General features: G+C 42.0%; 14 protein-coding genes. 6 read left to right on the forward strand and 8 right to left on the reverse strand.

Annotation, left to right across the window (positions count from 1 at the left end; genetic code table 11):
* Positions 1–2: 2 nt before the first annotated feature.
* Positions 3–719 (reverse strand): ABC transporter ATP-binding protein, encoded by a 717-nt coding sequence (locus WJR50_RS32080; protein ID WP_341297431.1) that lies wholly within the window; start codon positions 717–719, stop codon positions 3–5.
* Between the two features lie 152 nt (positions 720–871).
* Between WJR50_RS32080 and WJR50_RS32085 the strand changes: the two genes are divergently transcribed.
* The gene (locus tag WJR50_RS32085; RefSeq protein ID WP_341297432.1) at positions 872–1,564 is read left to right on the forward strand and encodes an arylesterase; all 693 of its coding nucleotides are present in this window, start codon (positions 872–874) and stop codon (positions 1,562–1,564) included.
* 8 nt (positions 1,565–1,572) lie between these two features.
* On the forward strand, positions 1,573–3,390 hold the full coding sequence (locus WJR50_RS32090) for a S9 family peptidase (protein ID WP_341297433.1): 1,818 nt from the start codon (positions 1,573–1,575) through the stop codon (positions 3,388–3,390).
* Here WJR50_RS32090 and WJR50_RS32095 read toward each other — a convergent pair.
* The 3 genes from WJR50_RS32095 to WJR50_RS32105 form a co-directional block, all read right to left on the reverse strand.
* The gene (locus WJR50_RS32095; RefSeq protein WP_341297434.1) at positions 3,387–4,175 is read right to left on the reverse strand and encodes a YwqG family protein; all 789 of its coding nucleotides are present in this window, start codon (positions 4,173–4,175) and stop codon (positions 3,387–3,389) included. The genes WJR50_RS32090 and WJR50_RS32095 overlap by 4 nt on opposite strands.
* Before the next feature lie 47 nt (positions 4,176–4,222).
* Positions 4,223–4,681, reverse strand: a complete 459-nt coding sequence (locus tag WJR50_RS32100; protein ID WP_341297435.1) for a DUF937 domain-containing protein — start codon at positions 4,679–4,681, stop codon at positions 4,223–4,225.
* 84 nt (positions 4,682–4,765) lie between these two features.
* Positions 4,766–5,128: an ArsR/SmtB family transcription factor gene (locus WJR50_RS32105; RefSeq protein ID WP_341297436.1), complete on the reverse strand. Its 363-nt coding sequence runs from the start codon at positions 5,126–5,128 to the stop codon at positions 4,766–4,768.
* A gap of 126 nt (positions 5,129–5,254) precedes the next feature.
* Here WJR50_RS32105 and WJR50_RS32110 point away from each other — a divergent pair, with 126 nt between their 5' ends.
* Complete coding sequence (locus WJR50_RS32110; RefSeq protein ID WP_341297437.1) at positions 5,255–6,334, forward strand: aminotransferase class V-fold PLP-dependent enzyme; 1,080 nt, start codon at positions 5,255–5,257, stop codon at positions 6,332–6,334.
* Positions 6,335–6,538: 204 nt separating this feature from the next.
* Positions 6,539–7,480, forward strand: coding sequence for a universal stress protein (locus tag WJR50_RS32115; protein WP_341297438.1), 942 nt, complete (start codon positions 6,539–6,541; stop codon positions 7,478–7,480).
* A 46-nt stretch (positions 7,481–7,526) separates the two neighbouring features.
* Here WJR50_RS32115 and WJR50_RS32120 read toward each other — a convergent pair whose 3' ends face one another.
* Complete coding sequence (locus WJR50_RS32120) at positions 7,527–8,657, reverse strand: glycerate kinase (RefSeq protein WP_341297439.1); 1,131 nt, start codon at positions 8,655–8,657, stop codon at positions 7,527–7,529.
* A 22-nt stretch (positions 8,658–8,679) separates the two neighbouring features.
* On the opposite strand from WJR50_RS32120, the gene WJR50_RS32125 reads away from it, so the two are divergent.
* Together WJR50_RS32125 and WJR50_RS32130 are read left to right on the forward strand one after the other, a co-directional pair.
* Positions 8,680–8,829, forward strand: a complete 150-nt coding sequence (locus WJR50_RS32125) for a hypothetical protein (protein WP_341297440.1) — start codon at positions 8,680–8,682, stop codon at positions 8,827–8,829.
* A 17-nt stretch (positions 8,830–8,846) separates the two neighbouring features.
* A complete protein-coding gene (locus WJR50_RS32130) occupies positions 8,847–10,676 on the forward strand; it encodes a TonB-dependent receptor plug domain-containing protein (RefSeq protein ID WP_341297441.1) in 1,830 nt (609 codons plus the stop codon).
* Between the two features lie 164 nt (positions 10,677–10,840).
* Here WJR50_RS32130 and WJR50_RS32135 read toward each other — a convergent pair whose 3' ends face one another.
* From WJR50_RS32135 to WJR50_RS32145, 3 genes are all read right to left on the reverse strand, one after another.
* Complete coding sequence (locus WJR50_RS32135; protein WP_341297442.1) at positions 10,841–11,026, reverse strand: hypothetical protein; 186 nt, start codon at positions 11,024–11,026, stop codon at positions 10,841–10,843.
* Between the two features lie 154 nt (positions 11,027–11,180).
* Entirely contained in the window at positions 11,181–11,588 is a 408-nt protein-coding gene (locus WJR50_RS32140; RefSeq protein WP_341297443.1) for a transposase, read from the reverse strand.
* Positions 11,585–12,178, reverse strand: a complete 594-nt coding sequence (locus WJR50_RS32145; protein WP_341297444.1) for a transposase — start codon at positions 12,176–12,178, stop codon at positions 11,585–11,587. The genes WJR50_RS32140 and WJR50_RS32145 overlap by 4 nt, the downstream gene beginning before the upstream one ends.
* Positions 12,179–12,957: the final 779 nt, after the last annotated feature.

Raw genomic sequence — 12,957 nt, forward strand, 5'->3', positions numbered from 1 at the left:
GGTTATTTTTCTTTCAACTGGTCAACTTCCTGAGCTTTTACCTTCAGGTCGCTCTCTACGATCTTTCCGCCTTTAATGCTTACAATCTGCTGCGTTTTTCTCGCAAGATTCATATCGTGGGTCACCAGTACAAGGGTGGTTCCGGCATCACGGTTGAGGTCAAAAATCAGCTGCTCAATATGTTGGCCTGTTTCTTCATCCAGGTTACCGGTAGGTTCATCGGCAAATAATATGGCCGGACTATTGGAAAAAGCCCGGGCGATAGAAACTCTCTGCTGCTCACCACCGGAAAGTTGAGTGGGAAAGTGATCTTTACGAGCTGCCAATCCTACTTTATCTAATAAGTCAACTGCTATTTTACCAGCATTTTTTTCACCTCTAAGCTCTAGGGGTACCATCACATTTTCCAACGCGGTCAGGGTAGGCATCAGGTTAAAATTCTGAAAGATAAAACCTACATATTTTCCCCTCACCTCCGCTCTTTGATCTTCATTGAGCTGATCCAGCGTGATTTCATTCAGAATGACCGAGCCCGAACTGGCACGGTCTAAACCTGCACAGAGGCCTAGTAAGGTGGTTTTTCCACTGCCGGAAGGCCCTACAATAGCACAGGTATCTCCCTTTATAATTTCCAGATTTACTTGATCCAATACAGTCAGTTGATGATCTCCGCTGCGGTAGGTCTTGCTAAGGTTTTTTACTTTCAGAATTGATGACATAAAATATTATGCTTAATTGCGAGATTTAACTATTGTGCTGCCGTATAAGTTATCAGAACATAAATTATTACTTAGCTCGTAACGTCCTTTTACTTATGTTGACAAAAAACTTGATATATTATTGTACAAAGAAGAATGTCCAAGCACTCCTATTGAGTACGGCTATTTCCCTCCTGCTGTTATCCTGCGGCCAAAAAGAGGAACAAAACAATTCAGCAACATCTGCTGAGCAAGCTCCTGAGGAAAATGTTGAAAATACAACAAAAAGCGAGGATAAGAAAGTTATTCTGTTTTTTGGCAATAGCCTGACTGCAGGCTATGGTCTGGAACCCGAAGAGGCCTTCCCTGCCCTGATCCAGAAAAAGCTGGATTCGCTAAATCTTGATTACCAGGTGGTAAATGCCGGTCTGAGCGGAGAAACAACCGCCAGTGGTGATTCCCGCCTGGAATGGGTACTGGAGCGGCAAAATGTTGACATTTTTGTATTGGAATTAGGAGCCAACGACGGGCTCAGGGGTATTCCTACCGAAGAGACCAATCGTAACCTTCGCTCCATGATTGATAAGGTAAAAGACGCAAATCCAGAAGCCAAAATTATTCTGGCTGGCATGATGGTTCCTCCTAATATGGGGCCTGAATATTCTCAACGTTTCCAGGAACTATATCCCACTATCGCTGAAGAAGAGAATGTAATGCTGATTCCATTTTTGTTACAGGATGTCGCCGGTGAGACAGAACTCAACCAGGGCGATGGGATTCACCCCACCGCTGAAGGGCAAAAAATTGTAGCCAACAATGTCTGGCAGGTAATGAAAGATGCTATTGAAGAGATTCCTAATTCTTAAAAACACATATGACCCAAATTAGAAAAATACCAGTAAGAGATTTTTTTAGAAACCCGGAAAAGTCCGGTTTTGACCTATCCCCCAATGGAGAATATATCTCCTTTCTGGCTCCTTTTCAGGACAGAATGAATATACATGTGCAAAAGATCGGTGAAGACAATGTAAAGCGCATCACCAGTGTAACAGAAAGAGATATCGCCGGATACTTCTGGGCTGATGATAACCGTATCGTTTACCTGAGGGACAATGGTGGAGATGAAAATTATTACCTTACCGCCATTGACAAAGATGGAAATAATGAAAAAACGCTCACTCAGTTTGATAATGTACGTACCCAACTGATTGATGACCTGGAAGATTTTCCCGATGAAGTCATCATTGGATTGAACAAACGTAATCCTGAAGTCTTTGACGCCTACCGATTAAACCTAGTCAGCGGAGAGATGGAGATGATTGCAGAAAATCCCGGTAACATCGTAGGCTGGCTTACCGACCATAATGGGGCTTTAAGAGTAGCCATGACTTCGGATGGCGTCAACACCACGCTGCTACATCGTGAAACTGAGGAGCAGGAATTTAAGCCACTGCTTACTACCAATTTTAAAGAAAGTGCCTCTCCCCTATTCTTCACTTTTGACAACAGAAACCTCTTCGCTACTTCTAACCTGGGAAGGGACAAATCTGCCATTGTCATACTGGATACCACTACAGGAAAAGAAGCAGAAAAAATATTTGAGCATCCGGAAGTAGATGTTAGCAGCCTGAGTTACTCTAAAAAGCGAAAGGTACTGACTGGCATTGCTTATACTACCTGGAAAACCGAAAGAACTTATCTGGATGAGGAAGCTAAAAAACGCTATGAATGGCTGAAGGAAAAACTGGGTGAGGTTGAAATCGCCATTACCAGCTATAATAAAAATGAAGACAAATTTATTGTACGTACTTATAGCGACCGCACTCTAGGGAGCTACTATTTTTACGATCAGTCTGCTCAGACGTTAGAAAAGCTGATAGAAGTAAGTCCGTGGCTCAAAGCAGATGAAATGGCCGAGATGAAACCTGTCACCTATCAGTCCAGAGATGGACTTACCATCCATGGATATCTAACTCTTCCCTTGGATAAGAAAGATGAAAAATTACCGCTGGTCGTTAATCCCCACGGAGGTCCCTGGGTACGTGATAGTTGGGGATTCAACCCTGAGGTACAGTTTCTTGCCAACCGAGGGTATGCGGTGCTGCAAATGAACTACCGTGGCTCTACCGGATACGGCCGCGACTTCTGGGAAGCTTCCTTCAAGCAGTGGGGGCTCAAAATGCAGGACGACATCAGTGATGGCGTAAAGTACCTGATTGATGAAGGCATTGCTGACCCTAAAAAAGTAGCCATTTACGGTGGTAGTTACGGAGGCTATGCTACGCTGGCCGGTCTTACTTTTACCCCTGATCTTTATGCCTGCGGTGTAGATTATGTGGGCGTATCCAATCTATTTACTTTTATGCAGACCATTCCTCCTTACTGGAAACCTATGCTGGAGATGATGTATGAAATGGTAGGTCATCCTGAGGATATGAAAGAGCAGTTTGAAAAGACCTCCCCTGCCTTGCAGGCCCATAAAATAAAAGCGCCCCTGCTTATCGCTCAGGGCGCCAAAGATCCTCGTGTCAACAAAGCTGAGTCTGACCAGATTGTACAAGCCCTCAAAGAAAGAGGTATAGATGTTGACTATCTGGTCAAAGACAATGAAGGACACGGCTTTCATAATGAAGAAAACCGTTTTGAGTTTTACGAAGAAATGGAAAAGTTCTTAGCCAAACATTTGGCTTAAGGACTATCCCAGTTATAAAGAACTTCGGAAAACTCTAAGTCTTGCAGATCTTCGGGGTGTATGAAGAAATTACCAATTCCTTCATCACCCCATAATATGCTTTTATGATCTGAATCTATTTGAAGCAATAACATTGCTTCTTCAAACTCCTGCACCAATCTGGGATCTTCTTGGGTAAAGTGTGCATAGCCTCCCAGTTTATGACCATTTCCCTGGGCCAAACGAGCATAAGCTCTGCGTACTTCCACTTTATCATTGCCGAAGCGGTCAAAAAAGTCAAAAGCAGGCGTACCAAAATATTCATCAAATGCTCTATCTGTTGGAGAAACTGGCGCATATTGGATCTCAAAACGCAGCGCGTGACTTTCCAGTACCGGCACGTTATCAAAATCCGGAAAATCAAAATCTTCCTGGGCATTGTCAGAATCTACATTTTCAAAATAGATAATTCTGTAATTAGCCTGATCAAATGGATCATCCATGTCCAGACCGTACATATTATCATCTCCCACATAAAATTGAAGGATTCCTTTCTTAGGGAAGCCTGCCAAATGCGGAATTTCTTCAAAATTGATCTGAGCAAGCATAAACAAAGGCTGTCCATTATCTCCGCTAGGGTACTCATGGCCCTGAGGAAGATAGGGAAATCCGCCAAACTTGCTTTGTGTCAGTTCAAGATCATCATCTGGCTTGGCAAATATTCTGACAAAAGGTTTAACAGATGATTCAATTTGCTTGCGAAATGGTTCCAGCAAAGCAGGAATTTGTAACTTAGAAGACATCATAGAGTCAATAGCGACTTTTCAATTTTTGGTTTTGGCAAATTTATAAATTATTTAAAAAGTCCACCTAAGGAATCCCCAAATTGACCTTTCAGCATATCTCCCATATCTTTTCCCTGGCCACTGCCACCTAACATAGACATAAGGCTTGCCTGATCCACACCTTTTTCCTGTGCCGTGCTGATAAACCTGCCCAGAATAAAAGGGATGGCAAAATTGGCGATGGTGCTGGAAAGGCTAGGGTCCAGGCCTAACTTAGAGCCCAGGTCTCCTGCATATTTCTTAATAATATTGGTCACGATGGGATTACTTCCTATCTGCTCTTTGTTCTGAAAAAGACTCATCAGGCCTCCTAGATTTCCTCTGCCCACCTCATCTTTTACGGTTTCAAAAATGTCATCTTTGGCTATTCCTACAGCATCATCTACCTTGTCTTCCTGCATGCCAAACTCTCCGGTAAATTTTTTGGCAAGTTCGCCTTTCAATGAATTAATTATCTGATCAAGCATAATATTTTTTATTGGTTAGTAACAATAACAATTTCAAAATACTGATAAATATATTATCAACAATAAAAAGAACTTACTGATTTATCAAATAGTTATGGCATCACAATTATCCATACAGGCCAATACTTTTACTACCTCTTTCATCTTGAGGCTATAGTATATATTTTTTCCTTCACGGGAGCTGTTCAAAATCCCCTTCAGTTTCATGTTAGATAAGTGGTGAGATGTGAGTGATTGCTCTGAGTCCAATGCCTGGCAAATCTCATTGACTGATAATCTGCTATGTTGGGAAAGCAGATCAACAATGCTTAATCTTAAAGGGTGGGATAAAGTCTTTAGAATGAAAGCTACCCGTTCCAACTTCTCAATACTTCTCTGTTGTTTTGCCACAGACTCCATATAAATGTTATGAAAATATGTTGAATTGTTTAAAAGATTAACGTCCATTATTTGATTTTGTTCTTTTTCATAACATTACGAAAATACTTTCCTCTTCACTAGACAGCAGTGATTATTTAGCTACCTTTGCGGCCATAAATCAAATCCACGCTAATAAAAGCAAATTTGGATATCATGAGAAATATTTATTTTACTCCCGGTCCGGCAGAGTTATACTTCACTGTAGAAGGGCATATCAAAAATGCATTGAAGGAACAGGTTCCTTCCATTTCTCATCGCAGCAAGACTTTCCAGAATATTTACCAGGAAGCAGTAAGCAATCTTAAAGAAGTTTTGAATGTACCAGATAGTTATCATGTTTTCTTTACTGGTTCAGCCACTGAAATATGGGAACGTATCATTCAGAACTGTGTAGAACATAAAAGCTACCATTATGTCAACGGAGCGTTCTCAGAACGTTTCAAGGCTACGGCTGAGGAGCTTGGTAAAAAAGTAGGAGCTTCAGTAGTTGAAGAAGGAAGTTGTGTGGTCCCTGACCCATCTCAGATCACCCCCGATACTGAATTGATCGCTTTTACACTCAATGAAACCAGTACAGGTGCTTCACAACCACTGGAAGATATTTATACCATTCAATCTGCCTACCCTGATAAGCTGATTGTAGTAGATGCAGTATCCATTTTACCTCATTCACAGATAGACTATACGAAGGTAGATAGCGTCTTTTTCTCAGTACAGAAAGCATTTGGCTTACCATCCGGTCTTGGTGTGTGGATTGTAAGCCCCCGTAGTATAGAAAAAGCGCAACAACTGGCTGACAAAGGATTGAGTATCGGTTCATATCATTCTTTACCTTCTCTGTTATCTAAAGGTGAAAAAAACCAAACCCCCGAAACGCCTAATGTGCTTAATATCTATCTTTTAGCGAAGGTCTGTGCAGACATGCTGAATAAAGGAATGGATAAGATCAGACAGGAAACTGAGTACAAAGCAGCCTTGATGTACCATGCTATTGAGCAACATTCAAGTCTATTTCCTTTCGTTAAAGACATTGCTTATCGTTCTAAAACTGTCATAGTGGCAGAAACAAAAGCTCCTTCATCTGAAATTATTGATGCACTAAAAAAAGACAGCTTGATCATAGGCAGCGGATATGGCACGAATAAGTCAAAACATATCAGAATCGCTAATTTTCCTACACACTCCAAAGAGCAGTTTGAACTCCTGGTGGATAAAATAAATGTGCTGAATTAAGTTATCGGTCTAATAATTGATGGAATAGGGTTTAAATTATTCATAAAGACCCTTAAACCAAGTTATTTATTACACGTATAACGTTTGGTTTCAATTAGAAATTAGCAATTAATGAAACATGGTTTATTTTACATCTGTTACTCTAGTTTGAAGATTAAAAGTAATAAAACCAACAGATAAAAAGAACCTTATTCAATTAGCAATATGTACCCATTAAAGAAAATTTTGGTAGCACTTGATGCAACCCCTATGGACGACACTCTTATTGAGTTTGCTTCGTTCTTGGCACAGTCAACATCTGCCGAGTCTGTTCATTTTGTAAACGTGATTAAAAACACTCAGCTTCCTAACGCATTAAGAAAGGAATTTCCTAATCTTATGGAAGATGCGATCAAAGAGCGCAAGAAGCAGATGGAGAAGAAAGTGATTGAGCGCTTTGATATGACAAATCAGGAGATTACTGTAAAGATTACCGTAGAACAAGGACTTCTACCCTCCAAGCACATACTTAAGCTGGCCGAAAAACATAACATTGATGCCATCGTAGTTGGTAGAAAACAAATGCTAAAAGGAAGCAGCGTAGTAACTCAGCGCCTGGCACGCAGGGCAACCTGCTCATTGCTGATCGTACCTGAAAAAGAGTATTCCAGCATGCACCGCATAATGGTTGCCACAGACTTCTCTAAGGATTCTCTGGTTGCTCTGGAAGAAGCAGTCTCTTTGGCTAGCCATGGCAAAAATGAAGGAATAGATGTAGAAATCATCTGCCATCATGTGTATCAAGTACCGGTTGGCTACCACTACACAGGCAAATCATTTGATGAGAGTAGCGAAGTAATGCGTCAAAATGCTGAAAAGAACTACAAAAAATTCATCAAAAAAGTAGATACCAAGGACGTAAAGATTACACCTTTGTTTTCCTTGAGCAGACAAGAAAGTCCGGTTTCTATGATATATGATAAAGCAGTGGAGCTAAATGTAAACTGCATCGTGATAGGAGGTAAAGGGAAAGCTGCTTCTACTGCTTTCTTCCCTATAGGAACTAATACCGAGAAGCTGATCAGTATGGATGCTAATATTCCTTTGCTGATCGTAAGACCTAAGCACAAAAATGCTGGTTTGATGGAAATGCTTCAGAGAATTTAAACATTAAACGATCGGATTAACAGAAGTGAGTAGTACCAGGTGCTGCTCACTTTTTTATTTTCAGGGAAAGCATATTTCCAATCTGATAAGCAGTTCTTTCCAGGTTTTCTGCTGTATGTGCTAAGGCTTCATCCAGGGATTGAGGCCTCGGTCCTATAGAAAAAATTGCGTCATACACCTCATAATCCTTTGGCTGGTAGTCTTTGGGCAAACTGCCTGCCAGCATAATCACGGGTATCTGCTGCGCTTTTGCCTGGCTGGCTACATAAAATGGACCTTTACCTGCCTGGGTCTGCTTATCCAATGCTCCTTCAGCAGTAATCACCAAATCAGCTTCCGCTAAATCTTTATGAAAGCCTGTTCTAGAGAGCAAATAGTCGGTACCATCTACCAGCTCAGCATCAAAAAAACCGTATAGAGCAGCTCCTAGGCCACCAGCGGCCCCTGTACTTTCAGGCTTCATGATGTCTTTGCCCAATTTCTTTTCAAGTAGTTTGGCTACCCTTTCAAATTGGGCTTCCAGAACTTTAACCATACTTTCGTCCGCTCCTTTCTGTGGACCAAATACTGAAGGCGCTTCCAATAATTTATTAGTCACATCACAGGTTACGATGATTTTCACGTCTTTTATCCTACTATCCACTTCTTCCAAATCTATCTTATGTAAGGCTTGTACCCCTTCACCTCCCTGAGATATTGGTTCACCTTCCTTATCCAACATCTTTACACCTAAAGCCTGCGCCATCCCTAAACCCAGATCTACCGTAGCACTGCCCCCCAGACCAATGACAATCTCTTCTGCTCCCTCATCCAGCGCAGCTTTCATCAACTGGCCGGTACCTATGGAAGAGGCTTTCATAGGGTTCAACTCTTCTGACTTAAGCAGACGTATACCGGATGCTTCCGCCATTTCTATCACTGCGGTTTTTCCCTTATTGATCAGTCCGAAAGCAGCTTCTACTTTGCGTCCCAGCGGGTCATCCACTTTCACCTTTTTGATTTCGCCACCTTCCTGGCTCAGCATCACCGTCAACATACCATCTCCACCATCGGCTATGGGCTGCTCCAGGCACTCAACTTCTAACTTACTGCTAATCAAGCCTTTTGCAATGGCTTCAGCCGATTTGACTGCGTCCAGACTATTTTTGAATGCATTTGGTGCAATAAGAATCTTCAATTTCAGCGTAATTTGATGAAACATGAAGATAAAAATTATTCTTGAGGCTTCTATTGGGCTTATGAATTTAATCAGTTGTGCCACTACCCCTTCTTTTGTAGTATTGCAGCGCAATCCTCCACAAAGAGGAATAATGATTAAAACCATGCAAAACAACCGCTACCAGGAGTAGCAAATGACTGACTAAGTATGAGAAAACATTTACTGTTATTGATTGCTATCTTTTTATTCTCTCTGAGAAGTAACGCACAGGAAGATACCACTACAATTGAACTGGATAACCTTACCATCACTGAAAACCGTATGCAGACTCCTTTCTCTGAGTCTGCCAGAAGCAGATTTGTTGTGAGCCGTGAAGAACTGCAAAAAATGCCAGTGCAAAGTCTAAACGAAGCCTTAAGCTATGTCCCGGGTGTAGATATCCGGCAGAGAGGTCCGGCGGGTGTACAGGCGGATGTGAGCATACGGGGAGGTACTTTTGAACAAACTTTGATTCTGATCAATGGCATTAAGATGAGTGATCCGCAGACCGGACACCATCTGATGAACCTGCCGCTGGATATTGATAATATTGAAAGAATAGAAGTACTGAAGGGACCGGGAGCGCGTATCTATGGTCAGAATGCTTTCTCAGGAGCCATCAATATCATTACCAAAGTACCTTCCTCTCCTATGGCAGTTTTCAGTGGGTATGGCGGCGATTTTGAAACCTTTGGTGGCAATGTATCGGTGGCATTGCCAGGAGAAAAATACGGGCAGTATATAGCCGTTTCCCGAGATCAATCCGAAGGCTACCGACCTAACTCTGATTATGAAATCATCAATGCTTTTTATCAGTCGTATCTGCAACTGGAAGAAGGTAAACTCAACTTCCTGGGCGGATACACACAAAGGGCGTTTGGTGCAGCTGGGTTTTATGTACCTGACTCTGAAGAATACGAGGAAGTCAACACGCTCTTTCTAAGTACCGACTATGAACTGAAGAAAAACAACTGGACTCTCAAACCTCGCCTTTACTGGAGAAGGAATCATGATGATTATGTCTTTATCAGAAGTGATCCTGACTTTTTCAATAACCTGCATACCACGCATGTGGGTGGCGCTGAAGTACATTCTACCTACCGCAGCGATATGGGCCTGACCGGTGTGGGGTTGGAATACCGATACGAAGATATCAACAGCACCAATCTGGGAGACCGTAACCGCTCTATGGTGGGTGTTTTTGCCGAACATCGCTTCTACCTCTTTAACAGACTGGATGTTACCCCCGGTTTATATCTGAACTGGTATTCTGACTATGGCTGGAACTTATTCCCCGGCCTGGACGCCAGCTATGAAATTACTTCTCAGTGGAAAGCCTTTGCCAATATTGGTCGCTCTTTTCGTATCCCTACTTATACTGATCTGTATTATGCCGGTCCTAACAATGTTGGCAATGATCAACTGGAACCCGAAGATGCCATTACCTACGAAGGTGGTTTTAAATACTTCAGTGGTAGTTTCTGGGGGCAGCTTAGTTATTTTAAGCGCGATGCATCTAACCTCATTGACTGGGTAAGGAATAATGAAAACGATCCCTGGCAACCACAGAATTTCTACAATGTAGATATACAGGGTATTGAGGCCGGCCTGAACTTTGACTTTTCAAAATCAAGCGCTGCATGGGTTCAGAAAGTCAATCTCAACTACACTTATCTGGATGCTGAGCTGTTGGATACCGAAGGCGTGGAATCCCGCTATGCGCTGGATAACCTGAACCACCAACTCATTTTCGGTATCACTCATAAGATTGTAGGTCCACTGAATCACTCCTTACGGGTGCGCTATCTGGATCGTGCTACCCTGAGCGATTATACGCTGCTGGACAGCCGTATTTACTATCAAAGCGAACGCTTCAACATATTTGCTGAAGCCACTAATTTTACCAATACAGAATACCGTGAGGCTGGTTATGTCCCTATGCCAGGCCGCTGGTTCAGAGCGGGCATTACTTTCAAAGCAGATTTGAAAATTAATTAGAGCGTAACTACTAAAAAAAAGCATCAAAAGGCAGGTAAAGGCATATATAGAATGAAGGTTTAGCATCCTTAGATTGAAGGAAAGCATTCTTTATAAGACAAAGACTTCTGGAGAAAACGCACTAAGCTTTTGTGCTTATGCAGGAAAAACAAAGTTGTAATGTTTTACCTGCCCTCTTTGTTCATGGTGAAATAAAAGAGCACTCCTCCTATGGCATAAAAAAAAATATCCCATATATCTCTGGTATACACCGATGAACGATTGGGCAAGAGCCATTCAAATCTGTATTTTTCTTTCCCAGGATGTATTTTCCTGAATATATGTAGCGTAAGTCCTAATACAACAGGCATGCATAGTAAGTCATCCATATATGCATGTACCCATGGAATGGAACGATGACTTATTTTCTCAAACAGAAAATTGGTAATAAATTATTGATAGCCATTTTTTACTCTACCCAACCATTTTTAGTGTTTGATAGCGAGGGGCTAACATTTGGATGTATCAGATAAAACATAGGAATCGTTTATGTACGTTATCCGGTATATAGTTTTGGGCACGGAACCACTCTTGAATCAAATCAATGCCTTTTCTCACAAAGCTATTGGCTTTGTAGCCGTGGTTTTTCTTTCTTATCTTTTCTACTTTTTGGTGATAGTAAATGCCCAAACCAGCGCAGAAAGCGTAGGCGATACTTACCAGAGCTACTAACTTCTTAAGCTTCCCATCATCTTGCAAATGCGTGTCTTCCAAATCAAAGCCTCGTCTTTTCATATTCTGAAAGCAAGCCTCGATGCTCCAACGCTTACGGTAAAGCTGTCCTATGAACTTCACCTCCAATGTGCCAAATAAAAACAGATAGTCACCATTGTCCAAAAGCATCACCCATACGTGGCCTACTACTCCATTCACCAGACAATCACAGAGCGTAAGCGGCTTGTTTTCGCTGAAAGCCAGGGTGGTATACTACCGTCCAGGCGATGAATCTTATGATGCTTAGGCATACGCATTATAAAGCGTATTTTCCTATCTTTGAGATACTTGAGCCACCGATGCCCCACAAACTCCCGATCTCCAATCACCAAACCAATCCGCTCATATCCAATCAGGTCAATGCAGAGACCCAGCAAGTCATTGCGTTGCTGGCAAGAAGAATTACCACTGTTGTTGTCCAGCATTTCCCAGTAAAGCGGCACCGTGAACTCTTTGTAGCCTACCACGACCATTAGAAAATTGACTTGATGCATACCAAAGTCCCATTCCGTACGATCAATACAAAGCCGTAGTTGCTTGTCTTTAGGCAGTAAACTGAGCAAGAGCATTGCCAAACATGTATAATCCAGATCAACTTCACGGAAGAAGTCCTGGATGCGAACCTCGTTACAAGCTACCTTCGCCTCATCGTTGAGATGTTGAGACACTTGACAGAATTGTACATTCCTGCTCTGAATCAAGCCCAGAGTAAATTGAGATATGAATTTCTTCCGTGCTAAATTCTTCACAATCGGTACTTTTGACAGAATTTCTGTAACTTCGACGGTGAGGCTTTGCCGCTCGGCCTTTAGATTTGTAGAGTATTAAAATTTTTAAGAAAGCAGTTATTGCTACTAAAGTGTGCGAATGTGTGTAACCCGATAAAGTTATGCATATTTGCACACTCCAGAAGAGCCAATACCAGCAGTGGCACTTTATCGTCTCGGCCAGGATTAAAGCCCTATGGACCGATCGCACGGCGACCGTTTAATCCTCTGCTGGATTGCTTGCCCTCAGACTTCAAACGCTCCACGTTGGATAGAAATTTAGGCTCATGACCTACTAGTAAGGTATTGAATGCTCCACATCGGAGGTGGACAAGCGTATGGACTCGCTATGTGGAACTGTTGATCATAAAGCTATGCATTTTAACTATTTTATCGGTATTGTGGTGCCCCACCGGGATGTCTCAAAAAGTACACTAGATTTCTGTCTGATAAGCGCAGGAAAGGTAGTTCTGCATCTCCAGACAGAGAACAATAGTAAAGGTGTGAAAACTTTGTCAAGCAGTCTGGTTGTAAGCTAGAGGAGAGCCTGTTTTGTATGGAACCGGGATTTACAACTACCCTCTACTAGACTATTTTTAGAGAAAAACACGGCTATTTGGCTTGGGAAGCCCCGCTTGAATCGGCTCTACGCATCAAGCACTTAGTCGGCTTACAACGTGGTAAGAACCTTTAGGTTTGTTACATATGAATATTCTTAGAAGAATCAGTTGTTGTTGAGTTGTGGAAATGTGGGTAACTTG

The sequence above is a fragment of the Catalinimonas locisalis genome, assembly GCF_038039535.1.
GTDB lineage: Bacteria > Bacteroidota > Bacteroidia > Cytophagales > Cyclobacteriaceae > Catalinimonas.